We start from the raw sequence: 25,210 nt of genomic DNA, 5'->3' as shown, positions 1-25,210 counted from the left end.
AAGACTCCTTATGCATTCTTCATAATAATGGTTTCAAATGTGTTGGCCACATTCTGACAATAGTCCGCGATTTCCTCAAGCTCCTCATAGATCTCCTTATACTGAATGATGCGAATGGGATCCTTTTCCGTATGGAAGAGATGCTTGATGGATTGACGGAGAATCCCATCACATTTTGATTCTAAATCTTTGATCTTGATGGCATGCTCTCTGATCTGGAGCCATTTTTTTGTAGAAAGCAGTTCGACAGCCGATTCGATCTCATCGGAACATTGGCGGATTGCTTCAACAAACTTCAGCATATATTCGTCTGCCTGAGTGATGGAATACATTTCAAACATAGCGGATGTGTGCTCGAGCCCGTCCAGAACATCATCCATGCTCATAGCCAGTGCCAGGATATCTTCCCGTTCAATCGGTGTGATGAAGACTTTATTCAAGTCCAAGATGACCTCATGCACAAAAGAATCCCCTTTTGTTTCGTAGTCCTTCATCGTACCTGAAAATTCTTTTAAATCACTCACATTATTCAGTTTATAATCAGCAAAATAATGCGCACTCACTTTCAAATTACCAGCTATTTGACTAAGAAGAATAGCGAACTTATCCTTTTTCTTGAAAACCATGCGTTCTCAAACCTCCACATAAATCTAATTAGAATATCTAAACTATTTTATAATAGCTTATATTGTCGAAAATAAGAAGAGTAAATCCACTACTTCTTGAAGCGTCAAAAGATAAAAAAGTCCGGTGCCCGACTGTTAGCCAGTCAGGGCACCGGACCTGTCTGTTATTACCATTCCTTCGGTTCGTAATCCAAATCCTGAAATAATCGCGTTTTCTCTTTCTTGGAAAGATCCCGCCACTGTCCGACAGGAAGATTTCCCAGTTGAATGTTCATGATACGCGTACGCTGAAGTCTGTACACCTCATATCCAAGAGCTTCACACATGCGGCGGATCTGTCGGTTCAATCCTTGGGTGAGGGTGATTTGAAATACATATTTCGAAATCTGTTCGACTTTACATGGCAATGTTTTCGTTCCAAGAATCTTAACGCCCTCTGACATCTGCTTGAGAAAGTCTTCTGAAATCGGGCGGTCAACCGTGACGATGTATTCCTTCTCATGCTGATTTTCCGCACGGAGGATTTCATTGACGATATCTCCGTCGTTCGTCAGAAGAATCAAGCCATCGGAGTCCTTATCCAGTCTTCCGATATTAAATATCCGCAAGGGATGGTTAACGAGATCCACAATATTACCCTTGACCCCTTTTTCTGTCGTACTCGTGATTCCGACAGGCTTATTTAGAGCGATGTATACATTATTCCTGGCGACCCTTACAGGGGCACCGCTCACCAGCACATCATCTCCGGGGTTCACTTGGTCACCGATCTTCGCGGTCCGTCCGTTGATCGTGACCCTGCCTTCTGTGATCAACTTATCGGCCCCTCGTCTCGACGCTTTTCCAGCTTCACTGATATATTTATTAATTCGCATATTCAACACAACCTTATACTCAAAGTGACTATACTAAGAATATATCGGACTGGCACTTTATTTTCAAGGAAATCCGGGGCGGGGGGGAGGATGCCCCCATCACAATCGGGCTTTTTTCAAAAAAACCCTTTACATTCACGCTGCGTCAACCTGTAAAGTAAGAATTGTCAGGAGGTGACATCATGGAATATACCGTTAAAAAATTGGGGGGGATCGCTGGGGTGAGTCCGAGGACCCTGCGTTATTATGATGAAATTGAGCTTCTGAAGCCGGCCAGGACCAATTCGTCAGGATACCGGATTTACGGGCAGGAGGAAGTCGACCGCCTTCAGCAGATCCTCTTTTACAAAGAATTGGGTGTTGGACTGGATGACATCAAGGATATTCTCGATGATCCCGCCTTTGACGCAACACTTGCATTACGGGAACACCGGGAAAAGTTACTGAACAGACGGGCCCAGCTTGATCAACTGATTGCGAATGTCGATAAAACACTCCGTGTAAAGGAAGGGAGAATCACTATGGCGGATAAAGAAAAATTTGAAGGATTCAAAGAGAGTATGGTGGAAGAGAATGAGAATAAGTATGGGAAAGAAGTGCGGGAGAAATATGGTGACAAGAGAGTGGACGAATCCAACGCGAAAGTCATGAACATGTCACAGGAAGAGTATGAAAAGGTCAAGGAATTGGAGGAGGAAATCAAAAAAGCGCTGGGAGAAGCATTTCAAGATGGTGACCCTGGAAGTGAGATGGCACAGAAAGCGGCTGATCTTCACAGGCAGTGGATTTCCTTCTATTGGGGGCATTACAGCAAGGAAGCTCATGCAGGACTCTCTCAGATGTACGTGGACGATGAACGGTTCAAGGCATATTATGATGCAGAACAAGAGGGAGTGGCCGAATTCCTGCGGGATGCGATCCACATTTATACTGGGCAGAAAAAAGAAGTGGAATAAACAAGAAGTACCCCGCTGCACTAATCCGTGTTATGATATGGAGACGAACGTGTAAGAACGAACCTGATCATAACGGAGTGAAAAAATGAGTAAACCTAAGAAAAAGAGCGGAACAGGCCAGGGCACCGGCAAGAAAGGCTGGAACCGGTGGAAGGCAGGCGCCAATAAGAAAAAAAGCAACAAGCCTTATACAAGTAAAGGTGTAAAACACGGGAACAAGCAGGAAGAGTAAGAGTGCACGTCCATTCCTTTGGGGAGTGGGCTTTTTTTCTGTTTCTTCTTATATAATGGTATTGGTCATCACAATTCAGTAGTCCATTTTAAAAAAATATAAAAAAGGATTTGCTATTTTTACGATTTCCTGTTATTCTAAGGAAGAATTATTTTTGTTCGGTCTGTAAGGAATGAAAGTATTTAAACTTTTCGCCTTTGATATCTAATTGAGCAATAATAGTAATAAATCGTGGATATAAAGTCCACACAGGAGGATACACACATGCAAGAAGGTACAGTAAAATGGTTTAACGCAGAAAAAGGTTTCGGTTTCATCGAAATCGAAGGTGGAGAAGATGTATTCGTACATTTCTCAGCTATCCAAGGCGAAGGATTTAAATCTTTAGACGAAGGTCAAAAAGTTTCATTCGAAACTGAGCAAGGTCAACGCGGACTTCAAGCGACTAACGTTAACAAAATCTAATTGCTTTAAGAAAAAGGACTCTCTCTTGAGGGTCCTTTTTTTGTGTTAAAAAAAAGATGCCTGCAATGAGGCATCCACACGTTAAGTTAAAGCGTATTTTATGATTCCCTGAATGTAGATGGAAGTTTCCTTCAATGTACATTCCCTGATTTTGATCTTTCCCTCTCTTTCTAATTCAGCTGCCACATGTTCGATGGTTTCTGCTTCTTCTCCCGATTGCACAGGAAGTTCGATTGTGAAAAAGTTTCCGCGACTTGCTTGACTCAGCGTTTTGAGTAATGTGTTTTTATTCATTGGGTCATCCCCTTTACCTCTCTTACTTTCGACAAAGGAACAGGATTCTCCTTTATGAAAAGAGAGTTTGAAGAGAAAATTCAAATCGATTTGCTTTTTATGAGATTATCTGTTATTCTAAGAAAGAATTATTTTTGTTCGGTCTGTAAGGAAAGAATAAGTTTTAAACTTTTCGCCTTTGATATCTAACTTGAGCAACTATAGTAATAAAACGTGGATTCAACATCCACACAGGAGGATACACATATGCAAGAAGGTACAGTAAAATGGTTTAACGCAGAAAAAGGTTTCGGTTTCATCGAAATCGAAGGTGGAGAAGATGTATTCGTACATTTCTCAGCTATCCAAGGCGAAGGATTTAAATCTTTAGACGAAGGTCAAAAAGTTACATTTGACACTGAGCAAGGTCAACGTGGACTTCAAGCGACTAACGTAAACAAAGCGTAATAGCTTTTGATGAAGGGGCTCTCTCAGGAGGGTCCTTTTTTTATTGGGAGTGAAAAGTTTGGGTGAGGATTTTTTGTCTGGGCTGGTCGAGCCGCCTGCGCTTTAGGTGACTTCCAGCTCCGGCGGCTAGAGGCTCGAGGTCATAAGCTAAATGGTCCAAGAAGGCAAAGAGCGCCTTCCCGCCCATTCATCTTATGCTTGTCGCCTCTGAACGAGCCGCCTGCGCTTTAGGTGTCTGCTAGCTCCGGCGGCTAGAGGCTCGAGGTCATAAGTCAAACAGGCCAAAAAGGCAAAGGACGCCTTTCCGGCCTGTTCGTCTTATGCTTGTCGCCTCTGGGCAAGCCGCCTGCGCTTTAGATATAAAAAGGGACCGACAGCGTTCGTCGGTCCCGGAGACAACATGTTACAAGTTAAAAATGGTTAGGTAAAGCATACCACACTTTTGGGGGATTACCTAAATAAATTTGAAAAGAATTTTTAAAAGGGTATTGTTCATTGAATAGAATCGGAGCTTTCCTATGAAAATAAGAAAAAATAAATGAGGTTATGATATGACTGATAAACAATTTGTGGATTATCCGCTCAGTGGAGAGATTGTAAGGGCGCTGTCCGGTTTAGGATATGAAGCTCCTACAGAAGTGCAATCCAAGGTACTCCCACTTGCTTTAGAAAGAAAAGATCTTGTTGTCCGTTCCCAAACGGGGAGCGGAAAGACGGCTTCTTTTGGGATTCCCCTATGCGAGATGGTGGAGTGGGAAGAAAATAAACCCCAGGCACTGATTTTGACCCCGACACGTGAGCTTGCGGTACAAGTCAAAGAAGATATTACGAACATTGGGAGATATAAGCGGATCAAGGCGGCAGCAGTATACGGAAAATCTCCTTTTCATCGCCAGAAGCTTGAGTTGAAGCAGAAAAATCATGTCGTCGTCGGAACACCGGGACGTGTCCTCGACCATATTGAAAAAGGGACCTTTCCTCTGGATAAACTTAGGTACCTGGTCATTGATGAAGCCGATGAAATGCTCAACATGGGCTTTATCGAACAGGTTGAAGCGATCATTCAGGAACTGCCATCTGATCGTGTGACGCTGACATTCTCTGCAACACTTCCAGAAGATGTGGAGACACTCTGCCATAAATATATGAAGCAACCTGTTCATATTGAAATCAAGGCAACGGGAATCACGACGGATAAAATCGAGCATTCAGTTCTTGAAGTGAGAGAAGAGGATAAGCTGTCCCTTTTGAAAAACGTGACGACCGTAGAAAACCCGGATAGCTGCATCATCTTTTGCCGAACGAAAGAAAATGTGGATACATTATGTGAAGAGTTGGACCGGTCAGGTTACCCTGTGGATAAGATCCATGGAGGCATGATCCAGGAAGCCCGTTTCGAAGTAATGGACGATTTCAAGAGGGGAGATTTCCGATACCTGGTGGCAACGGATGTGGCAGCACGGGGGATAGATATCGAGAACATCACCCATGTGATTAATTATGATATTCCCATGGAGAAAGAAAGCTATGTACACCGTACCGGGAGAACGGGTCGAGCTGGTCAGGCAGGAAAAGCGATCACGTTCTGCACACCATATGAAGAGAAGTTCCTTGGTGAGATCGAGGAGTATATCGGATTTATGATTCCGAAACTTGCTGGACCTACACAGGATGCTGTGGCCGATGCGAAAAATGAGTTTGAACGGAAGCTGGATGAGGAACCCGATTTCAAAATGGACAAAAGTCAGCAGCTGAACAGAGACATCATGAAGCTCTATTTCAACGGTGGCAAGAAAAAGAAAATCAGGGCAGTCGATTTTGTCGGAACGATTGCGAAAATCGATGGAGTGACTGCTGAAGACATCGGAATCATCACAATACAGGAAAACCTCTCGTACGTGGAGATCCTCAATGGAAAAGGGCCGTTGGTTTTACAAGCCATGAAGAAAACGACGGTAAAAGGGAAGATGCTCAAGGTACATGAAGCAAGGAAATAAATGAAGTGGCCTTCTCGTGTGAGGAGGTCTTTTTTCTCACCCTGCAACATGTGGCACGATAAGTCGGGTTGATTCCTTTCATTCTTGCTATTCTTATGAAGAAGGAGGTCATGGAAATGGATACATTGAAGACGATGAATGACGCTTTACGATATATTGAAGAAAATCTGACGGAAGAAATCAATTATGAAAAAGTGGCAAAGCGTGCCTATTGCTCGGAATATCACTTTAAACGGATGTTTTCGTTCCTTGCCGGGATTTCACTGTCAGAATATATCCGGCGCCGACGTTTGACCATGGCGGCCCTTGAACTTCAGAACGGAGATGTAAAGGTGATTGATATAGCCTTAAAATATGGTTACTCATCACCCGATTCCTTCACGAGAGTCTTTCAAAAAATGCATGGGATCACTCCGTCACAAGCGAAAGGCCATTCACTCAAATCATTTCCACCGATGACCTTCCAGTTATCCATCAGAGGAGGCAATGAAATGAATTATCGAATCGAAGAGAAAGAACCGTTTGCCATTGTTGGAAACATGAGGCGGGTGCCGATCATATTTAATGGGGTGAACCCTGACATTGCAGAAATGTGGCAGAACCTGGATCAGACAATGATCAAGAAGTTAAAGAGTTTGTCTAATGTGGAACCACAAGGATTGATTAGTGCATCCGTCAATTTTTCCGAAGGCAGATTGGAAGAGAAGGGGGAACTTGATCATTATATTGGCGCAGCCACAACTGATGAATGTCCCCCCGGCTTATCGAAACTTGATGTCCCTCGTCTAACTTGGGCTGTATTTGAAGCGGTCGGACCGTTTCCGGACACATTGCAGCAGGTATGGGGGAGAATCTATTCTGAATGGTTTCCAACTTCAATCTATGAACAAGCAGAGGGGCCGGAGATCTTGTGGAATGAAAGTAAAGATATTGAGTCTGATGCATTTAGAAGTGAAATATGGATACCGGTCAGGAAAAAGTGAGGAAGAAGCAGCGAATTTGTTTGGATTCGCTGTTTTTTTATGTTGATCGGGATTTATTTTTAGGGAGAAACCCTGGAAAATCACTAACGTTATAGAAAAATAATATTGAAATTGTTTACAAGCTGTTGTACTATTCAGATAAAGGAAATCCGAAACGTTTTGGGAGATGTGCAAGTGACTACGATTAAAGATATTGCCAGAGTAGCTGGGGTATCCGTTACGACGGTTTCAAGGGCGTTGAATGGATACTCGGATGTCAATGAAGATACGAGAAAGAAGATTGCCCAAGTGGCAAAAGAGTTGAATTACAGCCCGAACTCCATTGCACGGAGTCTGGTGATGAAGAAATCGAAAACGATTGGATTACTTGTTTCCGGCTTCACGAAGGAAAGTGTGAAAGATAATTTTATTGTGGAAGTTCTTGCGGGCATTAATGAATTTGTGTCAGGTTCTGATTACGATCTTGTGTTATTTAATACGAATTCATCGAAGCAGCGAGAAAAGACTTACACACAGCTTTGTAAGGAACGGAGAGTGGATGGAGTGATCATCCAGGGAATCAGAACCGATGATCCTTATTTACACGAAGTGGTGGAAAGTGATATTCCCTGTGTATTGATCGATATTCCTCTTGAGTCCCCAAATGTAAGTCATGTGACAACAGATAATGTGTTGGGGGCTGAAAAAGCGGTCCGGCATTTAATCGAACAAGGCCACAGGAATATCGGAATGATCAACGGCCACGAGTTTGCGTTTGTCAGTCAGCAGCGACTGGAAGGTTATATTGCCGCCTTGCGTCAAGCACAAATAGAGAGTAAACCCGAATACATCATAAACGGTGCTTTTACTGAAGAAAGTGGAAGGGAAGCAGCGCATCAAATGCTTTCATCTAACCCGGAAATCACAGCCATCTTTTGCTCCAGCGATTTAATGGCTATCGGGGCAATGAGTGCTGCGAAAGAGTTGGATATTAAAATACCGGAAGATATTTCAATTGTGGGATATGATGATATCCTGCTGGCTTCGTATGTAAGCCCGAAGCTTACGACCATCCAACAAAATAAATTTCAATTGGGTTATGAAGCTGCGAAGTTATTGTTGGATTTATTAACAAATCAGTCTGAAACCCACCGGATGGTGTTGGAAACGAAGTTAATCGAGAGGGAAAGTACGAACCTCATATTCGAATAAGGGTTGGTGAGTAATTTTACGGACCAGCCATTATTCAGTAGAAAATCCGAAACGTTTTGGATAGAATGGATATATTTTTTTGCTCTATTACCAAAACGTTTCGGAAACAGTGAAAACATGTGTAGAAGTAGGAGGAACCAATATGAATTACCGGGTGATTAAAGAAAACAACTTATTTCTTCTTACAGATGAACAGGGAGATATCACTTCAGAGCATAGTTACGGGCTGGGTTTATACAAGAATGACACGAGGTACCTAAGCAAGTTGAATGTAAAAATCAATAATGAAAAACCAATCCTATTACATTCGGATGGATCTGAAAACTATATGTCTACGATTCTATTGACAAATCCCCACCAGGAAGAGGATGGAAATCTAATTCTGTGGAGAGAATCTGTTGAGATTGAACGTAAGCGCTTTATTTATGGTGATGTGTTATATGAAACGATAAAAACAAAAAACTATTACCCAAAGCCGGTCTCTTTTGAGTTGAATATCAGAGTCGATGTAGATTTTAACGATATGTTCATTGTACGCGGGTTCCAAACTGGAAAGGTAGGAAAACGAACCGGACAGAAGGTGGAGGATCAATCCGTCATCTTCCAATACGCAGGAGCAGACGGTATCAACCGTGCGACCAACATTCACTGGGATGCCAAGGCGAAAAACGTGAACGAAAGCGGAGAGATCACGTTCCAGGTGGAGCTTCATCATGAGGAAGAAAGATCCATTACATTTATGATCGTGCCACTTGAAAACGAAGAGATAAGAGAAGATATTTTACCTGTCGAAGAGGCACTACAAAAATTAAGAGTTTCTTATAAAGAATGGTCCGCTGGGTTAACAAGGGTAGAAACCGATTACGAACCGCTTCAGCGTCTGGTGGACAGAAGCTTATCCGATCTTAGAGTGTTATTGAACGACACTGGATACGGAAAGTTTCCGGTAGCTGGTCTGCCTTGGTTCGGGGTTCCATTTGGCAGGGATAGTCTGATTGCGGCACTGCAAATGATTGCCTTCGAGCCACAGGTTGCAAAAGGCACCCTGTTCACGATGGCGAGTGAGCAAGGAACGAAGGTGGATCCTTGGAGAGATGAACAACCAGGAAAGATCATGCATGAAATCCGCTACGGAGAGCTTGCAAATACGAACCAGATTCCGTTCACACCTTATTACGGGACGATTGATGCCACTCCGTTATTCCTTGTTCTTTTAACGGAGTATGTGAAATGGACAGGGGATTTCGGCACATTCAGAAAGCTTGAGGATAACGTAAAGAATGCTTTGAAGTGGATCGACCAATATGGAGATCGAGATGGAGATCTATTTCTTGAGTACCATCAGGAATCTTCCAAAGGAATTGCGAACCAGGGGTGGAAAGATTCTGCGGACTCCATCGTCCATCGAAATGGGGACTATGCTGATACGCCGATAGCCTTAGTGGAAGTTCAAGGCTATGTGTACCAGGCAAAGCGGGGACTGGCTGATGTGTATGAAGCCCTTGGGGATCACGAAACGGCTTCTTGGTTAGCTGCAGAAGCGAAAAACCTTCAAGAACGGTTTGAACAGGATTTTTGGATGGAGGACCTTGAATTCTACGCCATCGCCCTTGATCAAAAGAAAGAAAAGGTAGGTACGATTACATCGAATCCTGGTCATGTGTTGTTTTCAGGAATGATGACAGGAAACCGTGCTGAAAAAGTCAGTCAAACTTTAACGGGTGACAACATGTTCTCCGGTTACGGAATCCGTACGATGGGGAAAGGGGAAGCAGGCTATAACCCAATGAGCTACCATGATGGAAGTGTCTGGCCACATGATAACAGTATAACTTTGCTCGGATTAAGCAAGCTTGGATTGACGGCTGAAGCGAAGAAAGTCATGAGTGGGCTGATTGATGCGTCCCGGCATTTCGAATACGACCGTCTTCCCGAATTATTTTGCGGGTACGAGTCAACGATCGGAAAGGCAGTAAAGTATCCCGTCGCATGTTCACCGCAAGCTTGGGCAGCGGGAACACCCCTTGTGTTTGTTCAATCTTTATTGGGGCTTTTCCCGAATAGCCTTCAAAAAGAGATTCATTTACATCCGATTTTACTCGATGAGATGAACACCTTAACGGTTCAAAATATAGCAATAGGTGATGGAATGCTTTCTCTCTCCTTGGTGCGAAATGGTGACAAAGTAGATATCACCATTATTGAAAACTCAACCGGCTATGACATTGTAAAAGAAAAACAAATAGTTTAGGTACACCTGGGAATAAGCTTCCTATTTTTCATAAATCAATAAAGGGGTTGGAAGAAATGGTGAAAAAGAAGTGGATAGCGAGTGTAGGAATGACAACGATGTTAGTAGGATCAGTACTTGCGGGCTGCAGCGGTTCGGATGAGAAAGCAAGTTCAAACGGTGGGGGAAATGGTGAAAAAGTGGAAATCACCCTTGCCGGCTGGGGAGGGAATCCTTCAGAGCAAAAGCTCCTGAAGCAAACCCTAGCTGACTTTGAAGAAAAGCATCCGAATATCGATGTAAAACATGAAGTCATTTCTGAGCAGTACATGGATGTCTTGAAAACACGTCTAATCGGTGGGGAAGGACCGGATGTCTTCTATCTTGATGCCCTTGAAGCACCAGCCCTGATTGATACCGGGGTCGTTGAACCATTGGATGATTATGTGACGGAAGACTTTGATTTGAAAGATTTTGAGAAGCCGATGCTTGAAGCATTTCAAGTCGATGGAAAAACGTACGGCTTTCCGAAAGATTACTCGACATTAGCCCTCTTCTACAATAAGAAGATGTTTAAAGAGGCGGGTGTCGAAGTTCCGAAAACATGGGAAGAACTCCGTGAAGTTTCAAAAGCCCTGACGAAAGATGGGGTATATGGATTTGGTGTGGCGCCTGAGCTCGCCCGACTTTACCACATCGCCCAGGCAACGGGTGGGGAAGTCGTGAAGGATGATCAAGCGAACTTTGCTTCAGACAAAGTCGTGAATGCCCTTCAGCCGATCATCGACCAGCATAATGAAGACAAAACCTCAGCACAGGCTTCTGAAGTCGGAGCGAACTGGGGAGGAGAAATGTTCGGACAAGAAAAAGCGGCCATGGTCATCGAAGGAAACTGGGCGATTCCATTCTTAGCGGATACGTTCCCGGATGTTGACTATGGAACGGCAGAATTACCGACCATCAATGGAGAAAAAGGAACAATGGCTTATACGGTCGGATATGTGATGAATGCCGCATCTGAAAAGAAGGAGGCTTCATGGGAGCTGATCTCGTATCTGACAGGTAAAGAAGGAATGGAAACATGGACCTCGAAAGGATTTGCCCTTCCGACACGTAAGTCAGTAGCTGAAAAATTAGGGTATGACAAGGATGAATTACGAGGTGCACTTGTAGCGGGAGCACCGTATGCAACAGTGTGGGCAGAAGGGAAGAACCTGCCGATCATCATGAATAACTTTAACAACCAATTCATCGCTGCCTTCCTGGGTGACAGACCATTGGATGAAGCTCTGAAAGAAGCACAGGAACAAGCGAATAGCGAAATTCAATAGTCTTTCTAAAGGTACCTGGCACTCAGTATCGTGTCAGGTACAACTTTACCATTGACTGTATTCTTTCTTTTTAGGTCTTGGCGCTTTGACCTTGGCGGAAAGAATACAGGTAATCGGTGTAGGTTAACGAGATAGATAGAAAGTAGGGATAAGAATGAACAAACCATCCTCCAAAAAGAGAATAAAAGATGCAGGACAAGGATACTTATTTATGTCACCGACACTGTTGGTATTAGCAGTGTTTATCATTGGACCGATTCTATATGCCATTTTTTTATCCTTTCATAAAGTTCAACTCCTTGGTGATATGAGTTTCGATTTTGTGGCTTTCGACAATTTCACACGGATCTTGGAAGACAACCGGGCCATCATTGCCTTGAAAAACACAGCGAAATATGTGTTGATCGTGGTACCGACCCAAACCTTCCTCGCACTGGTATTAGCTGCCACTTTAAATGCAGGATTAAAGGGTGAGAAGCTGTTCAGGATCGTCTACTTCTTACCAACCCTAACTTCTTCAGCCGTATTAACCCTGATCTTTATGTGGATGTATAACAAAGAAGGGTTGATCAATAACATTTTAGATAAAGTCGGTTTGCCCACCTATAATTTTCTGGGAGATCCAGATATAGCCTTGAATGCCATCATGCTGATGAATATTTGGGCGACGGCTCCGTTTTTCATGGTCATTTATCTCGCTGCCCTTCAGGATATTCCCGACTCGTTATACGAAGCCGCAGAACTGGACGGAGCGAGTGCCATTCAGAAGTTCTTCTATGTGACTGTTCCGTTCCTCAGACCGGTTACATCCTTCGTCGTGATCATGGGAGTCATCGGCACGTTCCAGTTGTTTGATCAATCGTATATCTTCTCAGGGGGATCCGGTGGACCCAATAACTCTACGTTAACGGTCGTGCTCTTAATCTATCAATATGCCTTTAAATCATTGGGATCTATGGGATATGCAGCGGCCCTCGCCTTTGCACTTGCTCTCATCATCCTGGTGGCCACCTTGATACAACGTAAATTCTCTAAAGAAGAATCACTCTATTAATGGGGGGACTAAAACATGAATTCAAAGAAAAAGACGTTCAGTAAACGTCTCCTGTATATTGTTTTGATTGGCTATGCCATCACTACCCTGATCCCATTTCTATGGGCACTGTCTTCTTCTTTTAAAACGCTGGAAGAAATCATTAGCGGGACAATGAATTTCATACCAAGGAATTTCACTTTGGATAACTACAAGCAAATTTTTATCGAGCAGGAGCTATTCCCGAGATGGCTGTTCAATAGTTTGTTCATCGCCGTTGTCGGTACCGCATTGAATATCATTTTTAATTCCATGTCCGGATATGCCTTGGCAAGGTTGAGCTTTCCAGGGAAAAAAGCATTGTTCATCATGATCCTGGCTGTCCTGATGATCCCTGCCCAAGTCACCATGATCCCGAATTATTTAATTCTAAAGGAAATCGGATGGCTAAACTCGTATCAAGGGATGATCGTACCGGCGATGATCAATGCTACTTTCATCTTTATGATGAGGCAATTCTTCATCAACTTCCCGAAGGAACTGGAAGAGGCAGCTCAAATCGATGGTCTCGGCCGTTTCGGTATCTTCTTTAAAGTCGTATTGCCATTGGCCAAACCGGCCCTGGCTGCCCAGGCGATCTTTGTATTTATGGGCTTTTGGAACAACTTCATGACTCCATTGATTGTCATGACAGATACGGAAATGTACACACTTCCATTGGGTTTGAACACTTTCAAAGGGCAATACGTCAGCTACTGGAACTATATCATGGCCGCTTCGATGGTCTTTACGCTGCCCGTACTGTTATTGTATGCATTCTTTAATCGCTACTTTATTAAGGGGATTTCGTTTACAGGGGGGAAATGAAGTAGGAGGAGTAGTAGAGCGATTTATCGGCGAATTTCCAATTTTAACGCCGAAATCGAAAATATATCGGTGAAACTACTACAGAGTACATTGGATATGTCCGAATCTATTATGATTACTAAAAAAGGCGAACCCTATAAGGATTCGCCTCTCTTACATTACGCCCCAGCCCAAACATCCTTCGCGTATCGACCATCCTCTTCCAATGATCTCATCCAGCGATCGGCTTCTTCTTTTGATGTTTGATAGAAACGCATGTAGCTTTCTACCAGAGTCTGTTCGACATCTGGAGCCATTTTACTTCCGTCACCACAAATGTATAGGCGTCCGCCATTTTTTAATAACGTCAGGATTTCTTCTGCATTTTCTGCCAGTCGATGCTGGACGTATGCTTTTTCTTGACCCGGGCATCTTGAGAATGCCGTGTGAAGTGCGACGATTCCTTCTTGTGCTGCTTTCTCCAATTCATCCTGGTACAGGTAATCGTGCTCAGGATTTCGGCAACCAAAGTAGAGATGTGCTTCGCCGAGTGAATTTCCTTGCTCCTTCAGAATGCTCCGTGCCTGGATGAATCCTCTGAATGGTGCAATTCCCGTTCCCGGTCCGATCATGACAATCGGAGTTTCCGAATTCTCAGGCAGCTGGAAGTTCGATTGTGGTGTGTTGATGAAGCAGGCGATTTTGTCTCCTTGGGATCGCTCTGCCAGGTAGTTGGATGTGATTCCTTTGTATTCACCATGTCCGCTCCAGGCATCTCCACGGACGACGCTGACAGTGATGGTTGCTTCTCCGTTTTTGTATAAAGGTGAGCTTGAAATTGAATAATAGCGAGCCTTTAATGATGGGAGAAGTGCAAGGAAGCTTTCAAAGGGTATTTCACATGCCATGTACTTTTCCACAAGATCGAGCATCGTTATTCGTTTACTTAATACCGCCTCTTTATACGTCTCATCCTTCAGTAGTTCCTCGAGCTCAACGACGTGAGGAGGGCAGACGGTATTAGCGGCAAGCGTCCTGATTTGAGAACGGGTAGCGGGTTCTTGGAACTCTACATAATTGGCCAGTAGTTCATAAAGTTTTACAGGCTTTTCTGTAGGGAGATGCGCCGCTTTACCGGAATCGCCCGTTAACGTAACGAAGTCCTGTCCGTTCAGGTTGAATCGACTGAGCACTCGCTCGACAAGAGATGACGGATTTTGCGGAAGGACCCCGATATGATCGCCTTCCCTATAGGTAACACCTTCTGGAAGAGAGAGGGCGATATGTCTCGTGTGCCTGCCACTTTCTGCGTGCTGTAACTCGGTATTCTCATTCACCATAGCTGTAAAGGCATGGTGAGTGCGAGCAAGCGGTGTGTCACTCACATCACTGACATAATTCATTGTAATCGAGCTGTTTGATTGATCATTCTGATGGAGTTCGATGTTTAAGTCATCAGCCAGCTTCGGCCAAAGAGACTCTGCCCATTTTTCATAATCTCCTTCAAAGTCATCGCTTGCATCACCATGCCCGATTTCCGTTATGCGGTGCCCGCCTTTTTCAAATAGCTGTTCATCTATGAAGTTAGGGATCCTCTGATACGTAGTCGCCCAGTTATGGTCACCACACCCGAACACTGCGTAATGGACACCTTCAAAGTCATCAGACTCACTTTCTTTCAGCATGGAGATGAATTTACCAGCATTGTCAGGTGGATTTCCATTGTAGGAAGCAGAGACCATGATGACCGCTCCTTCTGTTGGAAGTCCATCACTGTACTCATCTAATGAAGCTACCTCTGTCCGGAATCCTTGTTGACGGCCTGTCTCTCCCAGATCCCGGGCGATTCCTTCCGCCGTTCCCATGTTTGAACCATATAGGACGAGTAAGGGGGTTCCGTGGGATGATTCTACCTCGATAGGCGCAGCCGTTTTTTCCGGTTTTGCTGCTTCAGACGAAGCAATGGCAAATGATATGGCCTGTTTACGGGGTGTGACCCGCATTGTTAATCCATCGGGCTTGAGAGTCAAGGTTTCTTTGACATCGAGTTGATAGTTTCGATGGTCGATCAGGTCAAAGTGCTGCAGGACCATGCCGAGCACCAGTGTCGCTTCATGAAGGGCGAACTGCTGCCCGATGCAGGCCCGCTGTCCATTTCCAAACGGTTTGTACGCGTGATAGGGAATGGAAGATGGGTCCTCGAAACGTTCAGGAATGAAAGCTTCCACGTCATCCCCCCAGACGGATGAATCCCGGTGTAATTCAGGAATGACCAATGTGAACACATCATCTTTTTTGACATCATATTTGCCATCAAGAGTGGTGTCGTTTTTCGCATACACAGAAAATGCAGGGGCGGTAGGCCATAGTCGCAGGGTTTCATTCAGGACCATGCGGACATACTTCAACTGTTTCACTTGTTTATAGTCCGGAATGGTATCACCAACAACACGGTCGACTTCCTCCTGAGCCTTTTTCAGTTTTTCCGGATGGTTCATCAAGTAGTAAAGGGCGAAGGAGAGGAGTCCGCTTGTCGTTTCGTGACCTGCAATCAAGAAGGTAATGATTTGAAAGCGGATGTTTTCGTCACTGAGCGCCTCTCCTGTTTCAGGATCTGTTCCTTTTAACATATAGGAGAGGAGGTCATCTTCCCCCTGATCACCGTTTGCCTTGCGATCGGCAATCAATTCGTCGACAAGGGAGAACATGTACTCAATGTCTTCTTTGAATTGTTTTTTCGATTTGATCATCAGTTTATCTTGAAGACCGAGGCGCTGTGATTGGTTCATCGCTTCATCCAGAGCCCGGACCATACTGTCGACAAAGGGGTGGGAGGTTTCCCTGTAGAAGCTGTTAAAACGATAATTGAAACCACAGAGGCCGATGGTATCCAGGGTCAGACGGGTCATATCCTCAGGGACATCGATTTCATCTGCAGGATTTAAGCGTGCCCATTTTTGAATGAGCTGGGTGGCGAGATCCACCATCTTTGAGTGGTATCCTTTCATGGCCTGCTGGCTGAAACTTGGCAGTAAGATATTATGCGCCTTCTTCCAGTTCATCTCATTCGTTTCACTGGTAAAAAGGCCGTCTCCACCGAAGGCTCTCACTTTTTGCAGGGCAGGTCCGACTTTTTTATCAAAACGGGTTTCATCGCATATTTCTTTTGCAAGGGACGCACTGGAAACAAAGGTGCTCATTCTGCCGGGAAACTGGAACTGATAGATGGGTCCGAGTTCCCTGGAAAGCTTCATAAATGATTGAAGGGGCTTTTCTTTATCGATTACGGGCAAATTCCCGAGTGGTCCATATGTTTTCGGTTGTGGATATTGAGATTGTTGTGTCATGGTTCCTTCACCTCGTATAGTAGTTTGGTTGAAAGCCCGGAATGAACGTTCATTCCGTTTGGGGCATGAGAAACGAATCGTTTCTCACTCATGTAATCGAACGGCATCCCACATACTATCCTCTACATCTGAAAGCATGGAAGTATCAGGCTCTAATTCTCCGATCCGGACAAGTCGCTGAAGTTCGAGAAAGGCACCATAAAGAATGGCGATCAAAGCAGTCGAAGGCAGATTCTTGATGACCTTCTTCTCTTTCCCGGAATCGAAGAAGCATTTAAATAGATTCAACAGTTCCTCGAAGCATGTGTGACTTTCTTCATTCAGGAAATGGGCGCTGCTATGTGTTCGGATGAAGTAGAGCGCCTGGCTTTGTTCTTTTGTAAACTGAATCATTGATTGGAAAATATGGTGAAATTGATCACGTATCGACTGTTCATAAGGGAAGGCATTTTCCACTGTTTCAGTAAAGATCTTCACATATTCTTGAAATATCGTATTTCCAAGGACTTCTTTATTTTCAAAATAGCGATAGATGGTTCCTGCCCCCACGCCTGCAGACGAGGCAATCATGGGAATCGTCGTGGCATCATAACCCCGCTCTGCAAATAGAGCCAGAGAACTCGCTACAATGCTGTCCCGCTTATTTAATGCCATTGACATACCAACTCAGCCTTTCATAACGGTAATGCGGAATGAATGTTCATTCCTGTATAGTGTATACCCATGTCTAGCTTATCTCAATCAAACGAAGTACCCATTGTTTGTGAAGGTTTTGTTAAGTCGTAGTACTGCCCTTTTTTTCTTTTCTATTATATTAGCCGGTCCGACTCTAACATTTTCTCATAGAATAAGTTTGTAAGAGAGCTCACTTACTAGAGTTATAAATAGAAAGGGGGGATTTTATATGTCGTTAGGACTTATTACCTTTCTAGTTGCCGTATTATTGTTGGTCGCTTGGTTGTTGGTATCGATTTTGGCTCCAAACACCAACCTGGTATCTGTGTTGAAAAACGCTGTTTGCAGTACTTTAGGATGCTAGTTTATACAAGACCCTATTTACGTAGGGTCTATTTTTTGTGGGAACCTATAAATTTTTTTAAAAAAACTGTAGGGTTTTCTCTGTTTCCTTCGTCTATTATTATGAGACCGCAAGAAAGGGGGAGAGAGGTTGGTGGATCCGCTAGTTGAAAAAGCGAAGAATGGCAGTGAAAAAGCATTCCGGATGCTGATCGAAATACATAAGCAGTATGTGTTTAAATGCATCTACGGAGTCTTGAGAAACCAGAAGGACGCAGAAGATGCCTCCCAGGAAGTGTGGATGAAGATTTACACCTCTCTCCCTCGGTATGAGCATCAAGGTTTCAAGACGTGGATGACAAGGATCGCGGTGAATCATGCGATTGATTGTAAACGGAAGCTTGCTAGAAAGGGAGAGGACCTTGTCGACGAGCTCCCGGTGAAGGAAGCCCGTGATTCAGCAGAAACCCGGTTGTTGAAAAATGAGCAGAAGCAGCTTGTGATGAGATATTTAGAGGAAGTTCCTGATTCATACAGGGAAGTGATCGAAGGATTCTACATAAAGGAGAAATCCTATCAGCAACTGGCGATGGAACAGCATGTGCAGGTGAAAACAATTGAAACGAAGCTGTATCGTGCCAGACTTTGGATGCGGAAGAATTGGAAGGAGGAGGATTTTAGATGATTCATATTGCGCTTGATGAATGGAAAATGTATGTCAGAGATGAAATGGAAGAAGACAAACGAATCGAATACGAAGAGCATCTGTACAGTTGTGAGCATTGTATGGGACATTATCTAGAAGCGGTGGATGCGGTTCAGAGAGATCTTCCTTCCATTGAAGGTCCGTCCCTCTATACTGATGAGGTGATGGAGCGGATTCCGTTTGAAGGTGGGGATGCGAGGAAACCATCCCGGAAGGATTGGTATGAGAAAAAGGTATTCCATTATGTATTGGCAACGGCGATGACACTGATTTTGATGGCTACAGGAATATTTGGGGAGCTTCTAAAGGTCACCTCGGAATTCGAAAAAAATAGTCAGCCATCCTTTACAGAGAACATTTTAAATAAAACAACGGCATTACTCGATGATGTCGAAAAAGTAGAAGAACAGGAGGCAGAATAAGATGGAAAATAGGAAGAATCCCATAATTGCATTTTTGTTGGCGTTTATCCCTGGAGTTGGGTTGATGTATTTGGGGAAGGTTTTGAGAGGATTCGGGTTCCTTCTGATCATTATTGGATCCCTTCCAGTATCTTTTTTTGTAGCAGATTATATCATGAGCGCCCCCCTGGCGATATTAGTGGCAGGATGTGGTTTTCTCGTTTATGTGATCAGTATTGTGAATACAGCCTTATTGGCATCAAGGGGATTGAAGGGACGGGAAAAAACCATCACGGATGATGAGACCTTAAGCAGCGAACGGTTCTACACCATCATTCTTTCCATGATTCCGGGACTGGGGCACTTCCAGCTGGGGTTGATGAATCGGGGCGTTACGTTTTTGGCAACGTTTCTCGGTGTTGCTGCAATGATCCTGTTTGTGACGGCGATGACTGGAAGAGGAGAGTTTATGGTATTTCTGATCGTCCTCCCCGTCGTTTGGGTATACAACTTCTTTGATACGATGCAACTGTTGAATAAAAAGCAGGCAGGGGAAGTGCTGACGGACCGTTCTGTATTGGAAGATCTGGAGGCACAGCATGAAGGGGGAAGGAAGAGTAAGGCATTCGCCACTTTCTTATCCATGTTCCCTGGAGCAGGGCATTTATACCTTGGATATCAAAAGAGGGGCATTCAGCTCATGGCTGCATTCTTGTTTTCAATTTACATTCTGGACGTACTTCGCTTGGGTATCTTTCTCTTCTTAGTACCGATCATCTGGTTCTACAGTTTCTTTGATGGTCTACAGAGGGCGTCGAAACATGGAAAAGAGCCGTTAGAGGATACACCGATCGTATCCTATTTGATCAATCAGCAAAAATGGGTGGGGATCGGATTGATGCTGCTTGGGGTCTATTACCTGGCAACGAACATTCTCATGCCATTGACCATGCCGTTTTTAGATTCGTATGGCATTGATCTTTATCATGTGATGAATAGCTATATCCAACCGGGAATCGTTTGTCTTCTCCTGATTGGGGGAGGCATCAAGCTGGTGGCGGGAAGTAAAAAAGAACACTCAAAAGAGGAGGTATCAGAATGAGAACCTGGAGAGTCGGATCCATATCGATGGGGGCATCCCTTTTGTTCCTGGGAATTTTCCTACTGTTTTCTCAGCTGTTAAAATGGGATTCAGCCTATGTGCTGGCAGGCTGGTGGCCGGTGCTGCTGATCGTATTGGGAGCAGAAATCTTAGTTTATTTGTATCTATCGAAGCAGGAAAAACCGATGTTGAAATATGATTTTTTAAGCATCCTATTTGTGGCTGTCATCGGGACGGTGGGAATCGGATTTACCGTTCTGCAGGCAACTGGATTGATGGGACAGATGGAAACGTTCTTTGATTCTGAAGTGAAAACAGCGGACCTTCCTTCTTATAACCATCAGGTTGGAGATAATGTGAAGCGGATCGTCGTTGATTCCAGTCATTATCCAATAACGGTGGAAACGGTTAAGGATAATGAAGTGAGTGTGTTTGGTACGTATCGGGGAACTTTCACGGGAGATCGGCCATTCCTTTCTGAGCCTGAGGATTATTTATTGACAACACAAAAAGGAGACACATTATATGTCACCCTAAAAGGTCTTCCGGAGTCAAATGGGTGGAGACAAGCTGGTCAGGAAATACAGGCGACACTCGTCGTTCCGGCATCCAAGTCTCTGGAAATTTCCAATAACTACAATGAAGTTACGTTAAAGCCGAGAACCCTTTCAAGCTCATGGGAAGTCACAAGCTCATCAATGGTCAATCTGGTCCTTCCTACAACGGAAAACTTAACCATCAATGCCGAAAATGTAGGGAACATACAAGGAGAGGACGCCAAGTGGCAATTCACAGAGCAAACGAATGCATCTAAATCAGAAGAAGAAACCAGAGAAAACGAAGGCATCCCAACCAAATCCGCCACCCTCAAACTTGGTAACGGACAACACCCCATTACCATCTCCCACGCTGATCAAATAAACGTATCCATCAGGGATTAAGAGAGTGAAGGAGAAATTAAGGGACGGACCTCCTATTTTTCTTCACTCTATTTGTGTTTCAAATGGAAAGTCTGAAGAATTGGAGGTTTTTTTCTTTAGTTGGGTAATGTGGTGAGGGACGGACCCAAATATGTCTATTGCTGAATCTTAAATGAGAGGATTTTAAGGTCCGTCCCTCTACTATGTTTACTACTTCACATAAGGGGAAAATACTCTCCATGAGATATTTCAAGGAGGTTTTACTTTATGGGAAGGCTAGAAGATAAGGTTGCGGTGATTACAGGAGCTGCAACAGGTATCGGGGCAGCGACTGCCAAAGTGTTTGCGCATGAAGGAGCGACTGTGGTATGTGCAGATGTGAATGAAGAGGAAATGAATAAAACAGTGGATGCGATCAAAGACGAGGGCGGAAATGCAGTGGCATTTCAACTTGATGTATCCAGTGAGGAAAGTGTGACATCGTTTGCTGAAGAGATAAAGAAGAAATTTGGTATGATCGATGTCCTCTTTAACAATGCGGGGGTAGATGAACAGGGTGGAAAAGTGCATGAATATCCTGTTGAACTATTCGATCGGATCATCGCAGTGGATCTAAGAGGGACCTTTTTATGCAGCAAGTATCTAATCCCGCTTATGCTTGAAAACGGTGGATCCATTATCAATACGGCTTCCATGTCCGGGCAAGCGGCAGATTTGGACCGGTCTGGCTACAATGCTGCAAAGGGAGGCATTATCAACTTTACGAAAGCCATGGCGATTGATTATGCGAGACATGGCATCCGTGTGAATTCTCTTTCACCAGGAACAATCGAGACTCCTTTGATTGACGACCTTGTCGGGAGCAAACAGGATAAGATGGGAGAGAAATTCAGGGAAGCCAATAAGTGGATCACACCGATGGGCCGTTTGGGAAGACCTGAAGAAATGGCGACAGTGGCCCTGTTCCTGGCATCGGATGACAGCTCCTACGTGACAGGTGAAGACATCACAGCAGACGGAGGCATCATGGCTTACACATGGCCGGGGAAAATGCTGATCGAGGAAGAAGAGTGGAAAAAGGGAACTGAATAATAGTTTTGAGGGACGGACCTCCAATCTTACGGCATCCTTTACATTATAGGGTTGCGTGTGGGATGGAGGTCCTTTTTCGTTTAAATCTTAAAATGGGGAAAGATTTATAAAATTCAGAGGATAATAGTTGTTAATTAGAGATTTACCTAGTAGGATAGTCTTACAAATATATGAGTTGGAAGCAAAGATCATTCACTGGTAAATGGGCGCTGTTTGTGAATAGGAGAGAGTGGCGCAACCGGCCAGCACACGCCAAACGGAGAGCCTTTATAACAACGACTACTTTCTCTTTGGTACATATTTGTATTGTCTCTACTAATTTTGTTGAAAAAGAGGAAGTGTTGCGAAGTGCTGAAAACAAGATCAAGAAATAGTACTCAAGTGTTTGGGGAGTCTGCTTTACTTGCCGCTATTGAAGAATCGCTTGCCATGATTGAATTCGATGTTAACGGAAATGTGCTGTGGGTGAACGGGAATTTCGCAAATACGATGGAATATGATACACAAGAAATGATTGGGTTGCACCATCAGGTATTCTGTACAACGGAGTTTGCCGAAAGTCTGGACTATAAGAAATTGTGGCGGGACTTAAGGAGTGGGAAAAACTTTCAGGAGAAAATTCAGCGGGTCACGAAGACTGGGAAACTTCTTTGGCTGGAGGCTACATACACACCAGTTTATAACGAAGAAGGAAAGCTAGAAGGTGTTGTCAAGATCGCGACGGATATTACGAATCGGGAAACAACGATTGGAAATGTCGCTTCTGAATTACAGAAGATGTCTGAAGAGCTAAGTGAAAAAGCGGATCAGGGTATTTCAAGAAGTGAAGAAGCGGCCATGGCCACGGAAAAACTGGTGCATGATTCGAATGAAAATATGGAAACGCTTAAGTCTCTTACTCTGCAGGCAAATTCAATCGGTAATATTGTCAAAACAATTAGGGACATTGCGACTCAAACCAATCTCCTTGCGCTGAATGCCGCCATTGAAGCGGCGCGGGCCGGTGAACATGGGAGAGGATTCAATGTCGTAGCCGGAGAAGTCAGAAAGCTTGCCACGAGGGTCCAGGATTCAATTCAGGAAGTGAACTCCCATGTGGAGGGAATCACAGGCGAAATCAAAAAAATCAATGAAGGAACGGTCCGGTCACAATCAGGCATTTCAAATAACCAGGACCGCAACCAACAGGCCGTCCTCGCTTTCAAAGAAATCGGGAGCGCTGCCCGGCGACTCGACCTCCAAGCACGGGATTTCAAAAATCTCCTGTAAGCTTGAGGGACGGACCTCGAAATATCCTTTGCAGGACCTCTTGATCAATGGCTTTGGAGGTCCGTTCCTCAAACCATATCTTCCCATCCATCACGGGGTGTGGTAGAATGGTTGTAACTTATGAGAAATGGAGGTTTTCCTTTTGATTTTGATCAGACTACGCATCCGCAATTTGAACGCTTAATTGAATATGTTCAAAGGCTCTGCCTGTGTGCAGGGTAAATGGGATTGGTCTGACTATTTTTAAAGGAATTCTTCATTTAACGTGAATTGAAGGAAGGGAGTGCCCATGACACTCTCTTAAAAATAGAATTGAATACTTACCAAGAGGCGCTAATGTGTGTTTTTTCAATAAAAAACACACCAGGGGAAAATGCGGTCTTCTTCTTGTGCGATTGGTATATTCAAATCCATTTACAAAAAACACAGGCGGAGGCCTGTGTTTTTTTTCTGCATCATCATGACCAAAATAAACAAACAGGAGTGACTATGTAATGGAAGAAAGATTAAAAGCCATCGCCATAGGCGTTAATACGAAGGATAAGAACAATGACTTTGAGTATTCTATGCTTGAGCTGAAAGGGTTGGCCGATGCCAGGCAAATCGATGTCGTGGGCGAACTCACTCAAAATCTCCCCCGGCCGAATCACGTGCATTATATTGGAAAAGGGAAGATTGACGAGTTGTTGCCACTCCTTGAAGAATGGGAAGGGGATGTCTTGATTACAAATGATGAACTTGCGCCTTCTCAGATCCGGGTCCTCGAGGAAAAGCTTGATGTCCGGGTGATGGACAGAACGATGCTGATCCTTGATATTTTTGCAGAGCGGGCGAAAACCCGTGAAGCCCAGCTGCAAGTCGAGGTGGCACAGCTGCAATACATGCTTCCCCGACTGATTGGACGCCGGGAATCACTGGGTCGTCAAGGAGGCGGTTCGGGACTTGCCAACCGTGGAGCCGGTGAAACGAAGCTTGAGCTTGACCGCCGACGGATTGAAGAAAAAATTACAGCCTTGAATAAAGAACTGGATTCCCTCGTCGATCTGCGAACCACACAGCGAAAGCAGCGGAAAAAGAGAGAAATCCCCGTCGTGTCCCTTGTCGGATACACGAATGCGGGTAAATCGACGACCATGAATGCATTTGTGGAAACCTTCCATCCGAACGAGAACAAGCAGGTATTCGAGAAGGATATGTTATTTGCGACCCTGGAGACATCGGTAAGGAACATCACCCTGCCGGATAAAAAGGAATTTCTTCTGACAGATACGGTCGGGTTCGTGAACAAACTGCCCCATCAACTGGTCAAGGCGTTCCGCTCCACTCTTGAAGAAGTGCTTGAAGCGGATCTCATCATACACGTGGTAGACTATTCTGATCCACATCATGAGAAATTGATGAACGTGACTGACAAAACACTTGAAGGCATTGGGGTAGGAGATATTCCGGTCATCTATGCCTTTAATAAAGCAGAGTTAGTGGAAGGGGAAGTGCCGAGAGTCGAAAAGGATCGGATTTATTTATCGGCTAAGAAGAGAATCGGGATGGACGAATTGCTCAATGTTGTGAAAAGCTATATTTTTAAAGACTACAAAAAGTGTCAGATGCTTATTCCATTTGATAAGGGTCATTTGATTTCTTATTTTAATGAACAGGCAAATGTAGTGGAAACAGAATATGAAGAATCAGGGACGAAATTGACCCTTGAGTGCAAGGTAAGTGACTTTGAGAAGTATCGACAGTATATCATTCATGAATAATATGGAAAGACAGGGCCTTTTTCTAATCGAAAGGTCCTGTTTTTTTCTTTAATATTGCCGGGTACTTCACAGTAAACCTATCAAGAATAG

Annotated in this window: 24 protein-coding genes; 19 read left to right on the top strand and 5 right to left on the bottom strand. The window is 44.2% G+C overall.

The window, feature by feature from the left end; all coding sequences use genetic code 11:
• Window positions 1-8 precede the first annotated feature (8 nt).
• Together NQ095_RS15805 and rluF are read right to left on the bottom strand one after the other, a co-directional pair.
• Window positions 9-626 (bottom strand): DUF47 domain-containing protein, encoded by a 618-nt coding sequence (locus NQ095_RS15805; protein ID WP_258264417.1) that lies wholly within the window; start codon window positions 624-626, stop codon window positions 9-11.
• A gap of 167 nt (window positions 627-793) precedes the next feature.
• On the bottom strand, window positions 794-1,501 hold the full coding sequence (gene rluF, locus NQ095_RS15800) for a 23S rRNA pseudouridine(2604) synthase RluF (protein ID WP_258264416.1): 708 nt from the start codon (window positions 1,499-1,501) through the stop codon (window positions 794-796).
• 182 nt (window positions 1,502-1,683) lie between these two features.
• Here rluF and NQ095_RS15795 point away from each other — a divergent pair, with 182 nt between their 5' ends.
• The 3 genes from NQ095_RS15795 (at window position 1,684) to NQ095_RS15785 (ending at window position 3,154) form a co-directional block, all read left to right on the top strand.
• A complete protein-coding gene (locus NQ095_RS15795; RefSeq protein WP_258264415.1) occupies window positions 1,684-2,457 on the top strand; it encodes a MerR family transcriptional regulator in 774 nt (257 codons plus the stop codon).
• Between the two features lie 85 nt (window positions 2,458-2,542).
• On the top strand, window positions 2,543-2,689 hold the full coding sequence (locus NQ095_RS15790) for a DUF3934 family protein (RefSeq protein ID WP_258264414.1): 147 nt from the start codon (window positions 2,543-2,545) through the stop codon (window positions 2,687-2,689).
• Window positions 2,690-2,953: 264 nt separating this feature from the next.
• Window positions 2,954-3,154 (top strand): cold-shock protein, encoded by a 201-nt coding sequence (locus tag NQ095_RS15785; protein ID WP_034762311.1) that lies wholly within the window; start codon window positions 2,954-2,956, stop codon window positions 3,152-3,154.
• Window positions 3,155-3,235: 81 nt separating this feature from the next.
• On the opposite strand, the gene NQ095_RS15780 is transcribed toward NQ095_RS15785, so the two are convergent.
• Window positions 3,236-3,448: a hypothetical protein gene (locus NQ095_RS15780; RefSeq protein ID WP_258264413.1), complete on the bottom strand. Its 213-nt coding sequence runs from the start codon at window positions 3,446-3,448 to the stop codon at window positions 3,236-3,238.
• 246 nt (window positions 3,449-3,694) lie between these two features.
• Between NQ095_RS15780 and NQ095_RS15775 the strand changes: the two genes are divergently transcribed.
• From NQ095_RS15775 to NQ095_RS15740, 8 genes are all read left to right on the top strand, one after another.
• Window positions 3,695-3,895: a cold-shock protein gene (locus NQ095_RS15775; protein ID WP_060671790.1), complete on the top strand. Its 201-nt coding sequence runs from the start codon at window positions 3,695-3,697 to the stop codon at window positions 3,893-3,895.
• A 551-nt stretch (window positions 3,896-4,446) separates the two neighbouring features.
• Window positions 4,447-5,892 (top strand): DEAD/DEAH box helicase, encoded by a 1,446-nt coding sequence (locus tag NQ095_RS15770; protein WP_258264412.1) that lies wholly within the window; start codon window positions 4,447-4,449, stop codon window positions 5,890-5,892.
• 116 nt (window positions 5,893-6,008) lie between these two features.
• The gene (locus NQ095_RS15765; RefSeq protein WP_258264411.1) at window positions 6,009-6,875 is read left to right on the top strand and encodes an AraC family transcriptional regulator; all 867 of its coding nucleotides are present in this window, start codon (window positions 6,009-6,011) and stop codon (window positions 6,873-6,875) included.
• Between the two features lie 174 nt (window positions 6,876-7,049).
• Entirely contained in the window at window positions 7,050-8,066 is a 1,017-nt protein-coding gene (locus NQ095_RS15760; protein ID WP_258264410.1) for a LacI family DNA-binding transcriptional regulator, read from the top strand.
• 142 nt (window positions 8,067-8,208) lie between these two features.
• Window positions 8,209-10,317 carry an amylo-alpha-1,6-glucosidase gene (locus NQ095_RS15755; RefSeq protein WP_258264408.1) on the top strand — a complete coding sequence of 703 codons (2,109 nt, stop codon included), beginning with the start codon at window positions 8,209-8,211 and terminating at the stop codon, window positions 10,315-10,317.
• Between the two features lie 56 nt (window positions 10,318-10,373).
• The gene (locus NQ095_RS15750; RefSeq protein WP_258264407.1) at window positions 10,374-11,627 is read left to right on the top strand and encodes an ABC transporter substrate-binding protein; all 1,254 of its coding nucleotides are present in this window, start codon (window positions 10,374-10,376) and stop codon (window positions 11,625-11,627) included.
• A gap of 154 nt (window positions 11,628-11,781) precedes the next feature.
• Window positions 11,782-12,681 (top strand): carbohydrate ABC transporter permease, encoded by a 900-nt coding sequence (locus tag NQ095_RS15745; protein WP_258264406.1) that lies wholly within the window; start codon window positions 11,782-11,784, stop codon window positions 12,679-12,681.
• 15 nt (window positions 12,682-12,696) lie between these two features.
• Window positions 12,697-13,527 (top strand): carbohydrate ABC transporter permease, encoded by an 831-nt coding sequence (locus NQ095_RS15740; protein ID WP_258264405.1) that lies wholly within the window; start codon window positions 12,697-12,699, stop codon window positions 13,525-13,527.
• 158 nt (window positions 13,528-13,685) lie between these two features.
• On the opposite strand, the gene NQ095_RS15735 is transcribed toward NQ095_RS15740, so the two are convergent.
• Together NQ095_RS15735 and NQ095_RS15730 are read right to left on the bottom strand one after the other, a co-directional pair.
• Complete coding sequence (locus NQ095_RS15735; protein WP_258264404.1) at window positions 13,686-16,853, bottom strand: bifunctional cytochrome P450/NADPH--P450 reductase; 3,168 nt, start codon at window positions 16,851-16,853, stop codon at window positions 13,686-13,688.
• Between the two features lie 84 nt (window positions 16,854-16,937).
• Window positions 16,938-17,513: a TetR/AcrR family transcriptional regulator gene (locus NQ095_RS15730; protein WP_258264403.1), complete on the bottom strand. Its 576-nt coding sequence runs from the start codon at window positions 17,511-17,513 to the stop codon at window positions 16,938-16,940.
• Window positions 17,514-17,757: 244 nt separating this feature from the next.
• On the opposite strand from NQ095_RS15730, the gene NQ095_RS15725 reads away from it, so the two are divergent.
• The 8 genes from NQ095_RS15725 to hflX all read left to right on the top strand — a co-directional run bounded on the left by NQ095_RS15725 (window position 17,758) and on the right by hflX (window position 25,120).
• The gene (locus NQ095_RS15725; protein WP_258264402.1) at window positions 17,758-17,892 is read left to right on the top strand and encodes a hypothetical protein; all 135 of its coding nucleotides are present in this window, start codon (window positions 17,758-17,760) and stop codon (window positions 17,890-17,892) included.
• A gap of 132 nt (window positions 17,893-18,024) precedes the next feature.
• Window positions 18,025-18,555, top strand: a complete 531-nt coding sequence (locus tag NQ095_RS15720; protein ID WP_309137654.1) for a sigma-70 family RNA polymerase sigma factor — start codon at window positions 18,025-18,027, stop codon at window positions 18,553-18,555.
• Window positions 18,552-18,998, top strand: coding sequence for a hypothetical protein (locus NQ095_RS15715; protein ID WP_258264400.1), 447 nt, complete (start codon window positions 18,552-18,554; stop codon window positions 18,996-18,998). Before NQ095_RS15720 ends, NQ095_RS15715 begins: the two co-directional genes overlap by 4 nt.
• 1 nt (window position 18,999) lies before the next feature.
• Window positions 19,000-20,079: a hypothetical protein gene (locus NQ095_RS15710; protein WP_258264399.1), complete on the top strand. Its 1,080-nt coding sequence runs from the start codon at window positions 19,000-19,002 to the stop codon at window positions 20,077-20,079.
• The gene (locus NQ095_RS15705) at window positions 20,076-21,020 is read left to right on the top strand and encodes a hypothetical protein (protein WP_258264398.1); all 945 of its coding nucleotides are present in this window, start codon (window positions 20,076-20,078) and stop codon (window positions 21,018-21,020) included. The genes NQ095_RS15710 and NQ095_RS15705 overlap by 4 nt, the downstream gene beginning before the upstream one ends.
• 246 nt (window positions 21,021-21,266) lie before the next feature.
• A complete protein-coding gene (locus tag NQ095_RS15700) occupies window positions 21,267-22,091 on the top strand; it encodes an SDR family oxidoreductase (protein ID WP_258264397.1) in 825 nt (274 codons plus the stop codon).
• 348 nt (window positions 22,092-22,439) lie between these two features.
• A complete protein-coding gene (locus NQ095_RS22515; RefSeq protein ID WP_309137653.1) occupies window positions 22,440-23,360 on the top strand; it encodes a methyl-accepting chemotaxis protein in 921 nt (306 codons plus the stop codon).
• Window positions 23,361-23,854: 494 nt separating this feature from the next.
• Window positions 23,855-25,120, top strand: coding sequence for a GTPase HflX (gene hflX, locus NQ095_RS15685; protein WP_258264396.1), 1,266 nt, complete (start codon window positions 23,855-23,857; stop codon window positions 25,118-25,120).
• Window positions 25,121-25,210 lie beyond the last annotated feature (90 nt).

The sequence above is a fragment of the Rossellomorea sp. SC111 genome (assembly GCF_024733565.1).
Classification (GTDB): domain Bacteria; phylum Bacillota; class Bacilli; order Bacillales; family Bacillaceae_B; genus Rossellomorea.
This window is presented reverse-complemented; position numbering and strand designations above follow the sequence as displayed.

What these genes read in the sequence shown, in the direction of transcription:
- NQ095_RS15805 (WP_258264417.1), bottom strand. Translation starts at nt 626, where the DNA reads ATGGTTTTCAAGAAAAAGGATAAGTTCGCTATTCTTCTTAGTCAAATA.
- rluF (WP_258264416.1), bottom strand. Translation starts at nt 1,501, where the DNA reads ATGCGAATTAATAAATATATCAGTGAAGCTGGAAAAGCGTCGAGACGA.
- NQ095_RS15795 (WP_258264415.1), top strand. Translation starts at nt 1,684, where the DNA reads ATGGAATATACCGTTAAAAAATTGGGGGGGATCGCTGGGGTGAGTCCG.
- NQ095_RS15790 (WP_258264414.1), top strand. Translation starts at nt 2,543, where the DNA reads ATGAGTAAACCTAAGAAAAAGAGCGGAACAGGCCAGGGCACCGGCAAG.
- NQ095_RS15785 (WP_034762311.1), top strand. Translation starts at nt 2,954, where the DNA reads ATGCAAGAAGGTACAGTAAAATGGTTTAACGCAGAAAAAGGTTTCGGT.
- NQ095_RS15780 (WP_258264413.1), bottom strand. Translation starts at nt 3,448, where the DNA reads ATGAATAAAAACACATTACTCAAAACGCTGAGTCAAGCAAGTCGCGGA.
- NQ095_RS15775 (WP_060671790.1), top strand. Translation starts at nt 3,695, where the DNA reads ATGCAAGAAGGTACAGTAAAATGGTTTAACGCAGAAAAAGGTTTCGGT.
- NQ095_RS15770 (WP_258264412.1), top strand. Translation starts at nt 4,447, where the DNA reads ATGACTGATAAACAATTTGTGGATTATCCGCTCAGTGGAGAGATTGTA.
- NQ095_RS15765 (WP_258264411.1), top strand. Translation starts at nt 6,009, where the DNA reads ATGGATACATTGAAGACGATGAATGACGCTTTACGATATATTGAAGAA.
- NQ095_RS15755 (WP_258264408.1), top strand. Translation starts at nt 8,209, where the DNA reads ATGAATTACCGGGTGATTAAAGAAAACAACTTATTTCTTCTTACAGAT.
- NQ095_RS15750 (WP_258264407.1), top strand. Translation starts at nt 10,374, where the DNA reads ATGGTGAAAAAGAAGTGGATAGCGAGTGTAGGAATGACAACGATGTTA.
- NQ095_RS15745 (WP_258264406.1), top strand. Translation starts at nt 11,782, where the DNA reads ATGAACAAACCATCCTCCAAAAAGAGAATAAAAGATGCAGGACAAGGA.
- NQ095_RS15740 (WP_258264405.1), top strand. Translation starts at nt 12,697, where the DNA reads ATGAATTCAAAGAAAAAGACGTTCAGTAAACGTCTCCTGTATATTGTT.
- NQ095_RS15735 (WP_258264404.1), bottom strand. Translation starts at nt 16,853, where the DNA reads ATGACACAACAATCTCAATATCCACAACCGAAAACATATGGACCACTC.
- NQ095_RS15730 (WP_258264403.1), bottom strand. Translation starts at nt 17,513, where the DNA reads ATGTCAATGGCATTAAATAAGCGGGACAGCATTGTAGCGAGTTCTCTG.
- NQ095_RS15725 (WP_258264402.1), top strand. Translation starts at nt 17,758, where the DNA reads ATGTCGTTAGGACTTATTACCTTTCTAGTTGCCGTATTATTGTTGGTC.
- NQ095_RS15715 (WP_258264400.1), top strand. Translation starts at nt 18,552, where the DNA reads ATGATTCATATTGCGCTTGATGAATGGAAAATGTATGTCAGAGATGAA.
- NQ095_RS15710 (WP_258264399.1), top strand. Translation starts at nt 19,000, where the DNA reads ATGGAAAATAGGAAGAATCCCATAATTGCATTTTTGTTGGCGTTTATC.
- NQ095_RS15705 (WP_258264398.1), top strand. Translation starts at nt 20,076, where the DNA reads ATGAGAACCTGGAGAGTCGGATCCATATCGATGGGGGCATCCCTTTTG.
- NQ095_RS15700 (WP_258264397.1), top strand. Translation starts at nt 21,267, where the DNA reads ATGGGAAGGCTAGAAGATAAGGTTGCGGTGATTACAGGAGCTGCAACA.
- hflX (WP_258264396.1), top strand. Translation starts at nt 23,855, where the DNA reads ATGGAAGAAAGATTAAAAGCCATCGCCATAGGCGTTAATACGAAGGAT.